At 68.3% G+C, this 16,940-nt stretch carries 11 protein-coding genes; 6 read left to right on the top strand and 5 right to left on the bottom strand.

Going from position 1 to position 16,940, the window contains the following annotated elements:
• Window positions 1-7 precede the first annotated feature (7 nt).
• From ACSQ3D_RS21555 to ACSQ3D_RS21545, 3 genes are all read right to left on the bottom strand, one after another.
• Entirely contained in the window at window positions 8-460 is a 453-nt protein-coding gene (locus ACSQ3D_RS21555; RefSeq protein ID WP_436128265.1) for a type VI secretion system amidase immunity protein Tai4, read from the bottom strand.
• Window positions 457-957, bottom strand: coding sequence for a type VI secretion system amidase effector protein Tae4 (locus ACSQ3D_RS21550; RefSeq protein ID WP_436128264.1), 501 nt, complete (start codon window positions 955-957; stop codon window positions 457-459). The genes ACSQ3D_RS21555 and ACSQ3D_RS21550 overlap by 4 nt, the downstream gene beginning before the upstream one ends.
• 228 nt (window positions 958-1,185) lie before the next feature.
• Window positions 1,186-3,339 (bottom strand): M48 family metallopeptidase, encoded by a 2,154-nt coding sequence (locus tag ACSQ3D_RS21545; protein ID WP_436128263.1) that lies wholly within the window; start codon window positions 3,337-3,339, stop codon window positions 1,186-1,188.
• Window positions 3,340-3,923: 584 nt separating this feature from the next.
• On the opposite strand from ACSQ3D_RS21545, the gene ACSQ3D_RS21540 reads away from it, so the two are divergent.
• The 6 genes from ACSQ3D_RS21540 (at window position 3,924) to ACSQ3D_RS21515 (ending at window position 13,616) form a co-directional block, all read left to right on the top strand.
• Entirely contained in the window at window positions 3,924-5,147 is a 1,224-nt protein-coding gene (locus ACSQ3D_RS21540) for a PepSY-associated TM helix domain-containing protein (RefSeq protein ID WP_436128262.1), read from the top strand.
• A complete protein-coding gene (locus ACSQ3D_RS21535) occupies window positions 5,144-5,440 on the top strand; it encodes a hypothetical protein (RefSeq protein ID WP_436128261.1) in 297 nt (98 codons plus the stop codon). The genes ACSQ3D_RS21540 and ACSQ3D_RS21535 overlap by 4 nt, the downstream gene beginning before the upstream one ends.
• Before the next feature lie 34 nt (window positions 5,441-5,474).
• The gene (locus tag ACSQ3D_RS21530) at window positions 5,475-7,715 is read left to right on the top strand and encodes a TonB-dependent receptor (protein ID WP_436128260.1); all 2,241 of its coding nucleotides are present in this window, start codon (window positions 5,475-5,477) and stop codon (window positions 7,713-7,715) included.
• Window positions 7,716-7,931: 216 nt separating this feature from the next.
• A complete protein-coding gene (locus tag ACSQ3D_RS21525) occupies window positions 7,932-8,666 on the top strand; it encodes a TonB-dependent receptor (protein WP_436128259.1) in 735 nt (244 codons plus the stop codon).
• A gap of 511 nt (window positions 8,667-9,177) precedes the next feature.
• Complete coding sequence (locus ACSQ3D_RS21520) at window positions 9,178-11,307, top strand: TonB-dependent siderophore receptor (RefSeq protein WP_436128258.1); 2,130 nt, start codon at window positions 9,178-9,180, stop codon at window positions 11,305-11,307.
• Window positions 11,308-11,438: 131 nt separating this feature from the next.
• Entirely contained in the window at window positions 11,439-13,616 is a 2,178-nt protein-coding gene (locus ACSQ3D_RS21515; protein WP_436128257.1) for a TonB-dependent siderophore receptor, read from the top strand.
• Between the two features lie 158 nt (window positions 13,617-13,774).
• Here ACSQ3D_RS21515 and ACSQ3D_RS21510 read toward each other — a convergent pair whose 3' ends face one another.
• Both ACSQ3D_RS21510 and ACSQ3D_RS21505 read right to left on the bottom strand, forming a co-directional pair.
• Entirely contained in the window at window positions 13,775-15,211 is a 1,437-nt protein-coding gene (locus ACSQ3D_RS21510; protein ID WP_056411794.1) for an NAD-dependent succinate-semialdehyde dehydrogenase, read from the bottom strand.
• 168 nt (window positions 15,212-15,379) lie between these two features.
• Window positions 15,380-16,897, bottom strand: coding sequence for an efflux transporter outer membrane subunit (locus tag ACSQ3D_RS21505; protein WP_436128256.1), 1,518 nt, complete (start codon window positions 16,895-16,897; stop codon window positions 15,380-15,382).
• Window positions 16,898-16,940 lie beyond the last annotated feature (43 nt).

Raw genomic sequence — 16,940 nt, 5'->3', positions numbered from 1 at the left:
GGACCACTCAATTTTTCTTTGCCGGATTGTCCTGGCGGTAGGTCCGTTTCGGGTTTATCACCAGACGCTTGATCTGTTCGTCCAGTTCTTTACTGTGGTAAAGGTCAAAGCACTTCAGGAGATCGAACCGAACGCCCTTGATTTCCGATTCCGCCACGGGATTGCGGTAGTTGCGCGCCAGGTAGCTGTCCACCAACGACTTCACTACATCAGGGCTTTTTTCCAGGTCGTAGTAGGACCAGTCACGCAGGGCGCTCACGCTGCTCCCGGCATCCGCTGCAACGCCCTTGTCGTTGCCGTACGCCGTTGCGATGCAGGTCGCCAACACCATGTCCCGGTAGTTTTGGGCGTAAGTACGCCCGCCAGCTTGTGGCGAGGCTGGCGGGCTTTCCTTGGCTTGCAGCGCCGAGGCACCGATAGCCAGTACCAGCATCCCTATGGTTTGTCGCGGGGCGTTCATGGCAGGCTCCAAAAATGCGCCCGTTCAGTGATGTACTTTGCCCCGGCTTCGTTGAAGTAACAGTGGTCATAGCACAGGGTGCCATTGAACAGCGACGCGTGCCCCTGTGCGTCCTGCCATCCCTTGACCTCAAAAAGAATCAATCCCTTCCTGCCGGCAAGAGGGCCGCCACCGGACGGCGGGTACTTGACCAGATCCGACTTGCCCCATTGCTGCTCCAGGAACGTGATGAGATTTCTTACCCGAAAGAAATATTGGCGCTTGTCCGCGCCGGAAACAGTTTGCCCTTGAATGCGTGGCACAACCATGCCTGCCTCGTTGAGTATGTAGCTCAATCGAACGGCGCAGGTGTTGCTCCACTTCTGCTGGGGGTCTGGATTGTTGATGTTGCGCTCCACGCCGCCTCCAATCACCTTTGCAACTTTCGCGCCTGGATTGGTCGGCTCGTAGATCCGCTGGGCCGCTGTCCATGCTCTAGAAAAAGAAGGTCTTCCCATCGGTCTGACTCCAACGTTACGACACTTGAGTGGACCCGTACCACTCCTTGCCCCTTGCAATGCACTTTCTGTGCGGATGGCTGGCACCAGATGCCCAGCTTCGCAAGGGTTAGCTGGAATTGGACTCGATGCCGACGGACATTGCTCACTCAATGAGGCACCAATTTCCAAAGCAATCTCTCCATCCTTCACAGATTCGGAGAAAAGTGCCGAAGCTACCGGGCAGCCCTACATCGACTGCAAATGCTGGCGCGCATGCCAGCCAGACAGGTAGCGCATCACGGCTTCGTGCATGGCGTCCATGTCCATGCCCTTCGCCTTCGACATGCCCACCAGCAGCTTGTTCTTGGCCGGCCGGTAAGTGATGCGGCGCAGGTTGGAATGCGGCGCCTGCAGCCGCGGGGCCGCGGGGTCCAGGTCGAAGGTCATCACCATGTTGGAGCCGTTGACCACCGTGCACGAGTAGTCGCTGACCGAAGACCAGGGCACGATCTGCGGCCAGCCGGGCACGACCATGCCTTCGGCGGTGAGCTGTATCACCATGACGACGGAACGCCGCCAGAACCACCAGGTGATGCCGATCAGCATGACCGTCAGTCCCCCCGTCATCAGGATCAGGTTGCGAAACCCGGCAAACGACTTACCCGGTGAGAAGCTGTGCGCGACCAGTGCGGCACATACCGCGAAGGCGATGGCAGTAAAGCCGGCAAAAAGCCAGACGTTTGACTTGCGCTCGAACAAGTCGACAGAGCCTTGGGCCTGCTCCACCGTATCGGCCAGGTTCTTGCGCACCTGCTCGTTCTGCTCACGCGCCAGGCCCTTGAAGTCGGCCAGCAACCGCGCCTGCAGGCCCTGGCTGTCGGCAAACAGCGAGCGCACCCACACCATGGCCTGGTCGTCAGGCAGCACCAGCACGCCTTGCACCATGGCATCGGTCACCGGGGCGTTCACGGCCTTGGCGCGCTCCAGCGTGGGCGGATGGGTGTCGCTGGGGTGCATCGTCGCCACTTCGGTCGCAAAGTCGGGGGCCTTCAAGCCCGCTTCCCGCACGGCATCGTGCAGCATCTGCACCAGATCGCTGCCCGCTTCTTGCGGGCGGCGGCCGATCTCGTTGAGCACGGTGTTCACGACGTCGTGCAGCGCGGTGACGCGCACCAGCGATCGTGCGACTGCCTCGCCGCTGACCAGCCGGGCGGCCATCTGGTCGGCCGCGAATTCGCGCACACGGCTCCAGTGCTTGACCGCCAGGTCGAACCGCTCCAGCAGGTATTCGATGAAGGTGGTGGCCGGCAGATCCGCCCACGAGCCGCTGTTGTTGCGGCTGTAGATGGCGTGCAGGCTGGCCACCAGCCGCTGGTAGATGGGCGAGAACTGCAGGCTGTACGCCGTGTCGGCGCCTGCGAAGTGCCCCAGTTCGTGCGCGAGGATGGCGCTGATCTCGTCACGCTGCAGCAGCGTGAGATAGGTCAGCGGCAGGTACATCGTCTCGCCTGTCAGCTGCTGGCCGCTGGGCACCAGTTGCATGGCGTGGCCGGTGACGTAGAAGCCATCGGTCAAGCCCACGACCAGATGGGCGGGCGCTGCAGCCCCGGCGGCCTGGGCCAGCGTGTCCACATAGGCCCACAGGGCGGGCGCTTCTTGCCGCGACACCGACACGCCCATGACTTCGTTGGGTTCGTCATGCAGCACCTGCAGCGATGTGTACAGCGCCCGCAACAGCGTCGCGCCCCACCACAGCACCAGGCCTGCGACCAGCAGGATGACCATCTGGAACTTGGCCTCGCCCGATCCCGCGCGCTCCAGGATCACCACCTGGTACGCCACTCCCAGGCGCGCCACCAGCAGGCCGGCCACCGTGATCATCAGCAGGCCCATGTGCATGGTGAGGTAGGTGGGCAGCAGGTTGCGCCAGCGGACAAAAAGCCGCATCAGCGCATCGCGCGACTGCAGTGCCTGGCGGCCCGCTGCGCTGACCCCGTACAGCCCCGCCAGCGCCACCAGGGCGGTCAGCACGCCGGCCACCATGGCCGCGATACTGGCCGGGCGCACCACCGCTGCCACCTGGGCGCGGGTTGCCGAGTCGCCCCGAATGCTCTTGGCGATCTGCTGCAGCCTGAGCGATGCAGAAAACCCGCTGTGCTGTTGTCCGTCGATGGTGATCACCGTGCGAGGGTTCTCGCGCACGGCCTCCAGCGCATCCGTCACCTCGGCCAGCATTTGCTGCTGCTCTGCAGACAGCCCCGTCTGGGCGTACTGACGGTATTCCCAATAGCCGATGCCCGAGAGCAGCAAGGGAATGCACACCGCCCACAGCACCAGCCTCGCACTGGTGGGCAGGGCCTGCAAGGCACTGGATATTTTTTGACCGAACGAAGACGCCATGATGGTTGGAATGGTTGATTTTTTGATGGATCCGCGTGCGGGCCCCACGCAGGGTGCTGCCGCAGCAGCCACGGGCCACTGCCTCCGCGTCAGTGACCGCGCCCGAGTGACGCCCACCCAAGGCCCTGCAGCCTCCGACGTGAACCGGGGTGCTGCGCAACGGGCTGACAGGGCGTTGTTTCAGGCGGTGCGATTCTGCCGCCGCCACACCGCACAACGCGATGGCAGCGCTACCAAGAAGCAACCGTTTGTGTTTTTGGCTCCGCCGGTGCCGCGCCGCGGTGCTGTGAACCACGACCGCCACAGCATGTGCTGTTGCAAAAACGCACGCGCACAAGAAAAAGAACCATTCTCATTTAGAATGTAACCATTCATACCGCAAGCCAGTCGCGGGGAGCATCACTCCTTCGGACCAGCCAGCACTCGCTGTCGCCTCCTTTTCACTGTTGAAGAGGGCGACCGTCTGGACCCAAGCCCATCTGGCTCGCTGTAGCGGCCGCCGTGGCCGCTGACCACAGCGGCCTGTCGGCAGGCATGCCCGCGAGGGGGCCGAGGCCAGGATCACCTGCTGACCACCACCCGCCATGCTTTCGCCCACCGCCCTGCGCCGCTGGTCATGGACCCACAAGTGGTCCAGCCTGGTCTGCACCGTCTTCATGCTGCTGCTGTGCCTGACCGGCCTGCCGCTCATCTTTCACCACGAGATCGGCCATCTGCTGGGCACCGAGGTCGAGGCGCCTCCCATGCCCGCTAACACGCCGCGCGCCAGCCTGGACACGGTGCTGGCCGCCGCGCAGGCGCTGCACCCCGACCGCGTGGTGCAGTTCGCCTCGCAGCCCGAGGACGACGACGCCCTGTGGTTCGTGACCCTCACGCCCACGCCCGCGCCGACCGAGGATTTCAAGTCCATCGCGGTCGACGCGCGCACTGCGGCCGTGTTGTCGCAGCGGCCGGTGGACCAGGGTTTCATGTACATCATGTTCCGCCTGCATGTGGACCTGTTCGCGGGCCTGGCGGGCAAGCTGTTCCTGGGGTTCATGGGCTTGCTGCTGCTGGTGGCCATCGTCACCGGCGTGGTGCTGTACGCGCCGTTCATGCGCAAGCTCGCGTTCGGCGAGGTGCGCCGGGACCGGTCCACCCGCGTCAAGTGGCTCGACCTGCACAACCTGCTGGGCATCGTCACGCTGGTGTGGGCCTTCGTGGTGGGTGGCACGGGCATGATCAACACCTGGGCCGACCTGATGATCAAGTACTGGCAGTACGACCAGCTGTCGACCCTGCTCAAACCGTACGAAGGCCAGCCCACCGTCCCCATGGCCGAGCGCGGGCCGCTGCAGCAGGCGCTGCAGGCCGCGCAGGCACATGCGCCGGGCATGAAGCTGTCGTTCATCGCCTTCCCGGGCACGGCGTTTTCCAGCCCGCACCACAACACGTTCTTCCTGAAGGGCAACGAGCCGCTGACCTCGCGGCTGCTGCAGCCCGTGATGGTGGACGCGCGCACCGCGCAGGTCACTGCCGCGCCGCAACTGCCGTGGTACCTGACGGCACTGCTGGTGTCGCAGCCGCTGCACTTTGGCGACTACGGCGGCATGCCGATGAAGATCATCTGGGCGCTGCTCGACGTCGCGACCATCGTCGTGCTGGGCAGCGGGCTGTACCTGTGGCTGCGCAAGGGCGTGCAGGCGGGCAGCACCACCGCAGCCGCCACCGCGCCCGCGCCCGCGCCTACCGGCCTGCCCAACGCCTCTACCGCCATCCCTGCGGCACGCACCGGCACCCCGCTGTCCCGCACGGAGGGCCGCGCATGAAGCCGAACCCGTTCTGGTCGCTGTGGGGCTGGCCCATCGTGATGGGCGTGCTGACCACCACGGGCCTGATCACCGCCCTGGTGTCCGACACCTGGGGCGACTGGTGGTCGTGGGTGGGCCTGGGCGTGCCGGTGGCGGTGATGGGCTGGTTCTCATGGCCTTTTTCACAGCAGGCACACCATGCACGCCGCGCCCTCCGTGACACCCCGGCACCGCAGACCACCCCGGGCCGCGCCGGCGACCCCGTCGACACCGACATCCACAGCGGCGGCACCGCTTCGGCGCCGCGCTGACACCTCCTTCAACTTCATTTTTCACACCACGACCATGCGCCCAGCCACATCGTTCCAGCCAGCCCCGCTGCGCCCCGTTTTTGCCGCCACGCCGGTGGCCATTGCCGCCGCCGTGATGTTCGCGCTGGCAGCGCCTGCCGTACTGGCCCAGCAGGCTGCGCCGTCCGCCGCCGCGGAAGGCAAGGCGCTGTCCACCGTCACGGTGAACGCCAGTGCCGACGCATCGGCGCAAGGCCTGTCGCCGGCCTACGCTGGCGGCCAGGTGGCCCGCGGCGGCCGTGCCGGCGTGCTGGGCACCAAGGACGCGATGGACACGCCGTTTTCCATCACCAGCTACACCAACGAGTTCATCCAGGACCGCCATGCCCGCAGCGTGGGCGACGTGCTGCAGAACGATCCCACGGTGCGCGTGGCGCGCGGCTTCGGCAATTTTCAAGAGGCGTACTTCATCCGCGGCTTCATCCTGGACTCGGACGACACGGCCTACAACGGCCTGTACAGCCTGCTGCCGCGCCAGTACATCGCCACCGAGCTGTTCGAGCGCGTGGAAGTGCTGCGCGGCGCATCGGCCTTCTTGAGCGGTGCCAGCCCCAATGGCGGCGGCATCGGCGGCTCGATCAACCTGCTGCCCAAGCGCGCGCCCAACGAGCCCTTGAACCGCGTCACATTCGGCGTCTCCAGCGGCGGGCAGACGCAACTGGCGGCCGACATCGCGCGCCGCTTCGGTCCCGACGGCAACACGGGCATCCGCGTGAATGCGGCCACCCACAACGGCGGCACGGCCGTGGACCATGAAGACGTCAAGCTCGGCCTGGCAGCCGTGGGGCTGGACTGGCGCAGCCGCGACGTGCGCCTGTCGGGCGACATCGGCTGGCAGGACCACAAGCTCAAGAGCACCCGCACCAACGTGACGCTGGGCGCCACCGCCACGCAGATGCCCACGGCACCCGACGGCGGCACCAACTTCGCACAGCCCTGGACGTATTCGAACGAGCGCGACACCTTCGGCACGCTGCGCGGCGAGTGGGACATCACGCAGGACATCACCGGCTGGGCCGCGGCCGGCGCACGCCGCAGCTCCGAGGCCAACTCCCTGGCCAACCTGACGGTGAGCGACAGCAGCACGGGCGCGGGCTCTACCTACCGCTTCGACAACACCCGCAAGGACAGCGTCAACACCGGCGAGCTGGGCCTGCGCGGCAAGCTGCAGACCGGCAGCGTGGGCCACGAGTGGGTGGTGGTGGCATCGCACTTCAGCGCGGACAAGAAGAACGCGTACGCGATGGACTTTGCCAACACGCAGTCCACCAACCTCTACAACCCCGTGTACAGCCCGCTGCCAGGCTTCAGCGCAGGCGCCTTCCGTGGCGGCGACCTGGCCGACCCGCGCCTGACCGGCAGCACGCGCCTGACCAGCTTTGCCATCGGCGACACCCTCTCGCTGCTGGACAAGCGCCTGCTGCTCACCGGCGGCCTGCGCCACCAGACCATCGAGATCGCCAACTACGCCTATGGCACGGCCGCCGAGACCGACCGCTACGACCAGAGCCGCACCAGCCCGCTGCTGGCGGCCGTCTACAAGCTCGACAAGAGCCTGTCGCTGTACGGCAACTACGTGGAAGGCCTGAGCCAGGGCGCCACCGCGCCCTCCACCGCCGCCAACCGCGGCGAGATGCTGTCGCCCTACGTCGCCAAGCAAAAGGAAGTGGGCGTGAAGTTCGACGGCGGCAGCTTTGGCGGCAGCGTGGCGCTGTTCTCCACCACCAAGCCGCGCGCCTACGTGGGCAGCGACAACATCTTCCGCAGCAACGGCAAGGACCGCCACCAGGGCATCGAGCTGGCCGTGCAGGGCGAGGCGACCAAGGGCCTGCGCCTGCTGGGCGGCCTGACCTGGCTCGAAGCCAAGCAGCTGAACACGGGCACCGCCAGCACCGACGGCCGCCGCGTGATCGGCGTGCCCAAGCTGCAGGCCAACATCGGCGCCGAGTGGGATGTGCCGGGCGTGAACGGCCTGGCGCTGGACGGCCGCCTGGTGCACACCGGCTCGGTGTATGCCAACGCCACCAACACCATCAGCGTGCCCGGCTGGAACCGCCTGGACGTGGGCGTGCGCTACCTGACCGAGGTGCAAGGCCGCCTCGTGACGCTGCGCGCCCGCGTGGACAACCTCACCAACCGCAACTACTGGGCATCGTCGGGCGGCTACCCCGGCGCGGGCTACCTGGTGGTGGGTGCGCCGCGCACGCTGTCGGTCAGCGTGGGCGTGGACTTCTGACGCCACCGGCTCTCCGCACCCTGCACCACAGCCCCTTGCCCCAGCGGCGCGTTCATCCGGACGCTGCACCCTGCACACCGCCGCACAGCCACCCAGCGCCTGACCACCGGGCGTAGGCAGCCACTCCCTTTCGCACCGCGTCTCGCCCCCTCGTCCAGGGGCGCGCAGCGCTGCGCGCTCGCCGATTTTTGTTGAAACCACCGAAAGGAAACTGCCATGTCCTCGTCCCTGCGCCCCAAGGCCCCCGTGCTTGCCGCCCTGCTCGCCTGTGCATCCCTCACCGCCGTCACCGCCGCCCACGCCCACCAGGTGTGGCTGGAAAACGCGGGCGGCCAGGCCCGCCTGCACTTCGGCGAGTTCAACGAGAACCTGCGCGAGACCTCGCCAGGCTCGCTGGACAAGTTCAAGGGCGTGCCCGCACTCGAGCAGCGCACCGGCACCGCCGCGCAGCGCGTGGACGGCCAGCTGGGCAAGGACGGCTTCAACTACACCGTGGCCGGCACGCCCGACACACTGTTCGCCGCTGCCACCTACCCGCTGATCGACCGCAGCAAGCGCAACCTGCCCGCGATGTACTGGCAGCCCTCGGCCCGCTGGGTGGCGGGCCTCACGCAAGCCGTGGCGCCCACCGCGCCGCTGGACCTGGTGCCCACCGGCAAGCCTGGCGAGTTCAAGGTGGTCTACAAGGGCGCGCCACTGCCCAAGGCCAAGGTGCAGCTGGCAGCCCCCTCGGGCTGGACGCGCGAGGCCGAGGCGGCTGAAGACGGTACCGTGACCTTCGTCACGCCCTGGAAGGGCCAGTACGTGGCCGAGGTCAAGCACAGCGACAAGACCCCCGGCGAAGCCCAGGGCGAGAAATACGGCGAAGCCAGCTACGTGACCACGCTGACCTTCGTGCTGGCCGACGGCATGGCGTCGCCCGCCCTGCCCGCGCCCCCCAAGGCCCACTGAGAGCGGCTCACAAAGCGCTTCTGGCGTTGTTGCCACGTCTTGTCGTAGTGCTCGTACTGCTCGTGCTGCTCGTACTGCTCGTACTGCGCGTACTGCTTGCGACGTGGCGCCTGGCCAGAACCGTTTCGCTGAGTTTTGTGATCCGCTCTGAGCCTTAGCGACCGCCGCGACGCCGCCCGCAAGGCGCCACCGCGACTGGACCCACGCCATGCGCAGTCCCTGCAGCGCGGGCCGACGCACCACCGGCAACAGCCAGTCGCTCACGCCAGCGGTGTCGTGCAGGGTGCGGCTTCTGCATCCAGCGTCTGGTGGGGTGCTTGCCGCAAATCCACCGTTCGCCCTGAGCCTGTCGAAGGGCCCTTCGCAGAAAGCGCCTTGGCTTCGACAGGCTCGGCCCGAACGGACCAGAGCCTGGATGAGGTATGCAGCCAACCCAATCCAATCCGACCCAATCCAATTGCCGCCTACCGCTTGATGGACAAGCGCCAGCAGCTATTAAAACCATAGCATCATGATCCAACCGAACTTTTTGCGCACCGCCGTGGCCCACGCCGCCTTGCTGGCGCTGTGCAGTGCAGCCCTGGCACAAACCAGCGCGGTGCCAGACCCTGCCGACCCGCCCGCCGCGGCGCCATCGTTGCGCCAGGTGGATGTGGTCGATTCGACCGCCGGCGCGGCAGCGACACCCGCACGGCGCGCGCAGAGCAGCTCGCGCCTGGGCCTGTCGGTGCTGGAGACGCCCCGCTCGGTCAGCGTGATCGACAACGCGCTGATGGAGCAGCAGATGGCCACGACCGAGCGCGACGTGCTGCGCAACGCTTCGGGCGTGTCGATGCGCAGCGAGTACTACGGCTCGTACTCGCAGTTCTCCATCCGCGGGCTGTGGGCCAACAACACCTTCAACTTCCTGCGCGACGGCGCCAAGTTCGTCCACCTGCTGGACCCGCCACTGTTCAACATCGAGCGGGTCGAGGTCATCAAGGGCCCCGCCGCGCTGGAGTTCGGCCAGGTCGCGCCCGGCGGCCTCGTCAACTACGTGAGCAAGCGGCCCCAGGCCGAGGCGCTGCGCAACGTGAAGGTCGGCGTGGGCAGCGACGGCTGGCGCAACGCGGAGTTCGACCTCACCGGCCCGCTCAACGCCGACGGCACGCTGCGCTACCGGATCGATGGCGGCGCCAGCCGGGGCGGCAGCTTCGTGGACGGCAACACCCCGCGCAAGCAGGGCATTGCGGGCAGCCTGGAGTGGCAGATCACGCCCGACACCGTCTGGCGCGCGCAGGCCGAATACCAGGGCATCGACGGCGTCTCCACCGTGGGCCTGGCGGTGCCCGACCCCAAGAACCCGCGCAGTGCCGACGTGCTGCCGGTGGGCGCGTTCTACGGCGAGCCGTGGCTGACCACCGACGGCCGCATGCGCTTTTACTCCACCGAGCTGGAGCACCGCTTCACCGATGTGCTGCAGGGCCGCGTGCACCTGTCGCGCAACGAGACGAATCGCAACGTGAACCTGCCCTCGCCCATGGGCCCTGCGGCCAACGGCCGGGTCCCGCGCGGCTACTGGCTGGCACCCGGGCAGGAATACACGTCGGACACCGCGCTGGCCGAGCTGCGCGCCAAGGTGCAGACCGGCCCGGTGCAACACACCCTGCTGGCCGGCATGGACTGGCGCACCATCCAGGGCGTGTACGGCGCGCGCGCCACCGGCAACCTGGGTGCCGTCGACCTGTACAACCCGGTGACCGGCCTCGTGCCGGCGGCAGCGTCCACCGGCGTGTCCCGGCTGTCCTCGGACGCGCGCAACACCGGTGTGTTCCTGCAGGACCGCCTGGTGCTGGGCGACTTCGGCCTGCTGCTGGGCCTGCGCCACGACCGCTTCAAGGACGCGTACTCCACGCCCGTCACCGACCTGAGCAAGACCCAGCCGAGTGCGGCGATCAGCTGGGAGCCGCGCCCTGGCACCATGCTCTACGCGAGCCACGCGCGCTCGTTCCAGGCCAACACCGGCACGCTGCTGTGGGGCGACCGCGGCGCGCCGCCGTCGGAGGGCAAACAGCTGGAAGTGGGCTGGAAGCAGGAATGGCTGGACAAGCGCCTGATGACCACCGTGTCGGCCTTCGAGCTGGAGCTGACCAACGCGCCCGCCACCGACCCGCAGCACGCGGGCTACTCGGTGCTGACCGCGCGCCAGCGCATCCAGGGCGTGGAGCTGGAGCTGCAAGGCCGCATCACCCCCGGCTGGACGGTGACGGCGCAGGCCAGCTTCCACGACCCCAAGGTGATGGCCGACACCACGGCGGGCGCCAACGTGGGCAACCGCGTCGCGCTGGCCACGCGCCGCAACGCATCGCTGTGGACGCAGTACCGCCTGCCGCAACTGCCCGGCCTGTGGGTCGGCGGCGGCCTGGTGCACCAGGGCGACAAGTTCACCGCCAACGACAACAAGTGGCGCCTGCCGGGCTTCACCACGGTCGACCTGGCCGTGGGCTACCAGTTCGCAGGCGGCGTGCGGCTGCAGGCCAACCTGAAGAACGCGGGCAACCGCCGCTACTACCTGGACGGCACGGCCACGGCGGCCGGCTTTGGCACCGTGGTGCCCGGCCAGCCGCGCACGGTGCAGGTGTCGCTGGATTACACGTTCTGACGGCAAGCGATTCCCCCACCCCGCCCGACCCACCACCCGCCCGCAGGCCAGCGCTGGCCCGCGCAAGCCTTGCGCCTCGGGCCGGACAAGTTTTCAACCATCGGAGAAACAGCACCATGAGATCTGGCACCATGAGATCTGGCACCACCGCCTGCCGCACCGCCATCGCGCAGGCCGCATTGCTCGCCCTGTGCGGCGCCGCCCACGCCCAGCAGGCCGCCACCGAAGGCACGGCCGCGCCCACGGCCGACAAGGCCCTGGCCCCCGTCACCGTGAGTGCGGGCAGCGAACAGGAAAGCCCCACCGCCCCAGTCACCGGCTTCGTCGCCAAACGGGCGCTGAGCGCCACCAAGACCGACACGCCCCTCATCGAAACCCCGCAGGCCATCAGCGTGATCACCCGCGACCAGATCGAGGCGCAGGGCGTGCAGACGCTGCGCCAGGTCACGGCGTACACGGCCGGGGCGGTGTCGAACTACTTCGACAGCCGCGTGGACAGCTTCGCCGCACGCGGCGGCACCGTGTCGCAGTACCAGGACGGCCTGCTGCGCACCTACGGCACCTACAACACCAGCCGGCCCGACCCCTACACGCTGGAGCGGGTGGAGTTTCTGCGCGGGCCGACCTCGGTGCTGTACGGCCAGGGCAGCGTGGGTGGCGTGCTCAACCTCACCAGCAAGCGCCCGCAGGCCGAAACGCAGCGCGAGGTGCAGCTGCAGCTGGGCAACAACGCCCGCAAGCAGATCGCCGCCGACCTGACGGGTGCGCTCGACCAGGACGGCCAGTGGCTCTACCGCCTTGTGGCCGTGGGCCGCGACAGCGGCAGCCAGGTGGACCATGTGGACGACGACCGCCTGGTGTTCGCGCCCTCGCTCACCTGGAAGCCCAACGCCGACACCTCGCTCACGCTGCAGGCGCTGCACCAGAAAGACCAGAGCGGATCGCTCATTGGCTTCTTCCCGTGGCAGGGCACGCAGCTGGCCAGCCGCTACGGCCAGATCCCGCGCAACACCTTCATCGGCGAGCCGGGCTGGGACGCCTTCGACACCACCAACAACTCCTGGGGCTACCTCTTCAGCCACCGCCTGAACGCGGACTGGACCGTGCGCCAGAACCTGCGCCGCACCGTGAGCGAGGTGGACTACCGCACCATCTACACCAGCTTCACCGCCAACGCCGCCACGGGCCGCCCCGCGCGCCCCGTGTTCAACAGCGACGCCCGCACCGTCGTACGCGACGCGGTGTGGAACATCAACACCGGCCGCATGCTGCTGATCGACACCCAGCTCGAAGGCAAGCTCAAGACCGGCAGCGCGGACCACACCCTGCTCGCAGGCCTGGACGTGCAGCGCAACCACACCGGCCAGCAGGCCTGGCGCGCCGTGGCACCGGCCATCGACGTGTACAACCCGGTGTACGGCAACTTCACGCCGCCCACCACGGCGCAGCTGGTACGACAACCGAACGTGGTGCAAAAGCAGCTGGGCTTTTACCTGCAGGACCAGATCAAGTGGGACCGCTGGACCGCCACGCTGGGCCTTCGCCACGACAGCGCCCAGACCGACACCGTGGGGCGCCCTGCAGCCGCGGTCGATGACAAGGCCTGGACCAAGCGTGCAGGCTTCACCTACCAGATGGACGGCGGCTGGGCCCCGTACGCGGGCTATTCCGAGTCCTTCCAGCCGCTGGGCGGCGTGGACGCGTATGGCACGGCCTTCAAGCCCCAGCGCGGCGAGCAGTGGGAGGCCGGCGTGAAATGGCAACCCGCCGGCCAGGGCATCAGCGCCTTCGCGGCGGTCTACCAGCTGCGCGAGAAGAACCGCAAGACCAACGACCCCGGCAATCCGCTCAACAGCCTGCAGATCGGCGAAGTCAAGGTCCGGGGGTTCGAAGCCGAAGTGCAGGCCAGCCTGGCCCGCCAGTGGGACTTCACCCTGGGCTACGCCTTCACCGACGCGAAGATCAGCCGCAGCAACGCAGGCGACCAGGGCACCCCCGTGGCCAGCGTGCCCAAGCACACCGCATCGGCCTGGCTGAGCCAACGCTTCGCCAGCGAAGGCCGCGGTGGCTGGACGGTGGGCGCCGGCGTGCGCTACACCGGCTCCCAGTGGAGCGGCACCAGCGCCATCAGCACCCCGGCCGCCACCCTGGCCGATGCGATGGTCGCGTACGACGCCGGCGACTGGCGCGTGGCCTTCAACGTGGTGAACCTGGCGGACAAGGTGCACATCACGCAGTGCCTGGCGCGGGGAGATTGCTTCTATGGACAGGCGCGGACGTACACGTTGACGTCGACGTACCGGTTCTGAGGACTGCGGGGGCAGGCCCCCGCACCGACGCGATCGTGCATCCCGTCCAGAAAAAAAGCCTGGGGACCGTCTTGCGAAGAGTCTCCGCAAGCCAGCCCCAAGGCTTCGTACCAGCAACCACCCGGCAGCCAACCGGCCGCCGGAGAGCGTGAATCTTCTTACACGTTCATGATCGACACCAGGCGCGTGTTCAAGTGCGCTTCGATGGCTTCGGGGCCGCCTTCGGAGCCGTAGCCCGAATCCTTCAAGCCGCCGAATGGCAGCTCTGCGGCAGGGGCTGCAGCCTGGTTGATCCAGAGCATGCCCACTTCCAGGCGCTGGGCCAGCAGGTGGGCGTTCTTCAGCGACGTGGTGAAGGCGTAGCCGGCCAGGCCGAACGGCAGGCGGTTGGCTTCGGCGATCGCGTCCTCGATCTTCTCGAAGCCGCGCACGGCGGCCACGGGGCCGAAGGGCTCTTCGTTGAAGATGCGGGCCGACAGGGGCACGTCGTTGAGCACCGTGGGCTGGAAGAAGTTGCCTTCGGTGCCGATGCGCTCGCCGCCCGTGGCCACCTGCGCGCCCTGCTGCACGGCGTCGGCCAGCAGGTCGGCCATGGCGGTGATGCGGCGGGGGTTGGCCAGCGGGCCCATCTGCGTACCGGCCGTGAGGCCATCGCCCACCTTCAGGCCCTGCGCGTACTTGGCGAACGCCGCCACGAAGTCGGCGCGGATGCTCTCGTGCACCAGATAGCGGGTGGGCGAGATGCAGACCTGGCCCGCGTTGCGGAACTTGGCGCCGCTGCTGATCTTGATGGCCAGTTCCAGGTCGGCGTCTTGCGCCACGATGACCGGTGCGTGGCCGCCCAGCTCCATGGTCACGCGCTTCATGTGCTTGCCGGCGAGGGCTGCCAGCTGTTTGCCCACGGGCGTGGAGCCGGTGAACGTGACCTTGCGGATGATGGGGTGCGGGATCAGATAGTTGGAGATTTCAGCCGGGTCGCCATAGACCAGGCCCACGGTGCCGGCAGGCACACCCGCATCGGCAAACGCGCGGATCAGCTCTGCGGGGCTGGCCGGGGTTTCTTCGGGCGCCTTGACCAGGATGGAGCAGCCTGCGCCCAGCGCGGCGGCCAGCTTGCGCACGACCTGGTTGATGGGGAAGTTCCACGGCGTGAAGGCCGCCACGGGGCCCACGGGGTCCTTGAGCACCATCTGCGTGGCCTTGAGGTTGCGCGAGGGCACGATGCGGCCATACACGCGCAGGGACTCGTCAGCAAACCATTCGATGATGTCGGCAGACGCCATGGTCTCGACCTTGGCTTCGGCCAGGGGCTTGCCCTGTTCCTGCACCATGATCGCGGCGATCGCATCGGCGCGCTCGCGCATCAGCGCAGCGGCGCGGCGCATGGTCTTGGCGCGCTCGGCGGCGGGGATGTCGCGCCAGGCTTCGAAGCCCTTTTGCGCAGCGTCCAGGGCGCGGTCCAGGTCGGCCTTGCTGGCATGGGCCACGCGGCCGATTTCCTTGCCGGTGGACGGGTTGAACACGCCGATGGTCTTGCCGTCGGCGGCGTCCTGCCACTGGCCGGCGATGAAGAGTTGGGTACTGGGGTAGCTCATGCAAAGGCTCCTGATGACGAAACGGTGGGACGGAAAGCGCTGGACCGGCCCCGGGGGCCTTGCCGCGCGCGAAACCAGACACTATAGGCGCCAGCGCGGCGCCCCGCAGAAGGAGCGCGGGAACCCCGCCCTGCGGGGCTGGCTATTGGACAGGCACAGCTGCAGAGACTACCGGGACACCGCGGCCAACCTGGCCTGCGCGTCGTCACCCCAGCCCCCACCCAGCGCGCGGATCAGTCCCACCGTGGCCACGTACTGTGCGGTGCGCACCTGCAGCTCCTGGCGGCGGTTGCGCAGTTCGCTGCGGCGCGCGTCCAGCAGCTCCAGCTGGCTCACCAGGCCGTTGCGGTAGCGCGCATCCGACAGCTGCGTGGCGCGGCGCGCGGCCGTCACGGCGCGGGCTTGCGCCTCGGCCTGGCCCGACAGCAGGCGCAGCGAGCTGAGCTGGTCTTCCACGTCGCGGAAGGCGTTGAGCACCTGGCCGCGGTGGTCCGCCAGCGCGGCCTCCAGGCGGGCCTTGGCGCCCTGCACCTGCGCATCGCGCTGGCCGCCGTCGAAGATGGGCAGCGACAGCAGCGCGCTCACGCCCCACGCACGGGCCGACCACTTGAACAGGTCACCGAGCTCGGGCGATGCATGCCCCGCATTGCCGGTGAGCGTGACCGCCGGGAACCACGCGGTCTGCGCCACGCCCACGCGGGCCTGCGCGGCCAGCACGGCGGACTGCGCGGCCGACACGTCGGGGCGCCGCGCCAGCACGGTGCCGGGCACACCGGGCGGGATGACGGGCAAGGCGGCATCGGTGGCCGCCGCCGGCAGCGTGAAGCCGCTGGCCACATCGCCCACCAGCACGGCCAGCGCGTTGGTCAGCAAGGCTTGCTGGCGCTGCAGTGCCAGCGACTCGGACTCGGTGGAAGACACCTCGGTCTGCACGCGGGCCACGTCCAGCTCGGCCACATCGCCGGCCTGCAGGCGGCGCTGCGTGAGGCGCAGCGTGTCCTGGTAGGCAGCCAGGCTCTCGTTCACCAGGATCTGCTCGGCCTGCACCGAGCGCAGTTGCAGGTACGTCTGCGCCACATCGGCCTGCACCAGGAGGCGCGTGCTCTGCAGCAGGGCGTCGCGGGCATCGGCATCCAGGCGCGCGGCATCGCTGGTCTGCGACAGGCGGCCGAACAGGTCCAGTTCATACGATGCGTTGAGGCCTGCCGTGCCCAGCGTGGACGGCGATGAGCTGCCCGTGCTGCTGGCACCGGCCTGGCGCGACACGCCCGCCGACGCGCCGATCTGCACGGACCGTGCTGCGTCGGCCGAGCGCAGCAGCGAGCGCGCTTCGGCCAGCCGCGCGGCCGCCTGCTGGATGCTGGTGTTGGCCGTGCCTGCGCGCTGCACCAGGTCGGCCAGCACGGGGTCCTGAAAGCCCAGCCACCATTCGCCGCGGGGCTGCGCCTCGGCGGGTGGGGCCACGGTCCAGGGTGCGACGGGCAGGGCTGCGCCGCCGGCGCTGAAGCTCTCGGGCACGGCCACGCCGGCATGGGGTGCGGGTGCCACGGGCTGGGTCATGCACCCGGCCAGCACCAGGGCCGCGGCCAGGGGGGCCAGCAGGCTGAGCCTGCGCGAAGGCGCTGGCGCTGGCGCCGTTACCGCGTTGGCGGCATCAGCGTTCTTGTTCGACAAAAAATCCATCATGGTCGGTCTCCTGCCCGCCCTGCTGCCAGGGGCAGCGCGGCGC

The organism is Acidovorax sp. LjRoot117 (assembly GCF_964252695.1).
Lineage (GTDB): Bacteria > Pseudomonadota > Gammaproteobacteria > Burkholderiales > Burkholderiaceae_C > Acidovorax.
Note: the sequence above shows the minus strand (reverse complement) of the source record. Positions and strands in the feature narration are given on the sequence as shown.

What these genes read in the sequence shown, in the direction of transcription:
- ACSQ3D_RS21555 (WP_436128265.1), bottom strand. Translation starts at nt 460, where the DNA reads ATGAACGCCCCGCGACAAACCATAGGGATGCTGGTACTGGCTATCGGT.
- ACSQ3D_RS21550 (WP_436128264.1), bottom strand. Translation starts at nt 957, where the DNA reads ATGGGAAGACCTTCTTTTTCTAGAGCATGGACAGCGGCCCAGCGGATC.
- ACSQ3D_RS21545 (WP_436128263.1), bottom strand. Translation starts at nt 3,339, where the DNA reads ATGGCGTCTTCGTTCGGTCAAAAAATATCCAGTGCCTTGCAGGCCCTG.
- ACSQ3D_RS21540 (WP_436128262.1), top strand. Translation starts at nt 3,924, where the DNA reads ATGCTTTCGCCCACCGCCCTGCGCCGCTGGTCATGGACCCACAAGTGG.
- ACSQ3D_RS21535 (WP_436128261.1), top strand. Translation starts at nt 5,144, where the DNA reads ATGAAGCCGAACCCGTTCTGGTCGCTGTGGGGCTGGCCCATCGTGATG.
- ACSQ3D_RS21530 (WP_436128260.1), top strand. Translation starts at nt 5,475, where the DNA reads ATGCGCCCAGCCACATCGTTCCAGCCAGCCCCGCTGCGCCCCGTTTTT.
- ACSQ3D_RS21525 (WP_436128259.1), top strand. Translation starts at nt 7,932, where the DNA reads ATGTCCTCGTCCCTGCGCCCCAAGGCCCCCGTGCTTGCCGCCCTGCTC.
- ACSQ3D_RS21520 (WP_436128258.1), top strand. Translation starts at nt 9,178, where the DNA reads ATGATCCAACCGAACTTTTTGCGCACCGCCGTGGCCCACGCCGCCTTG.
- ACSQ3D_RS21515 (WP_436128257.1), top strand. Translation starts at nt 11,439, where the DNA reads ATGAGATCTGGCACCACCGCCTGCCGCACCGCCATCGCGCAGGCCGCA.
- ACSQ3D_RS21510 (WP_056411794.1), bottom strand. Translation starts at nt 15,211, where the DNA reads ATGAGCTACCCCAGTACCCAACTCTTCATCGCCGGCCAGTGGCAGGAC.
- ACSQ3D_RS21505 (WP_436128256.1), bottom strand. Translation starts at nt 16,897, where the DNA reads ATGATGGATTTTTTGTCGAACAAGAACGCTGATGCCGCCAACGCGGTA.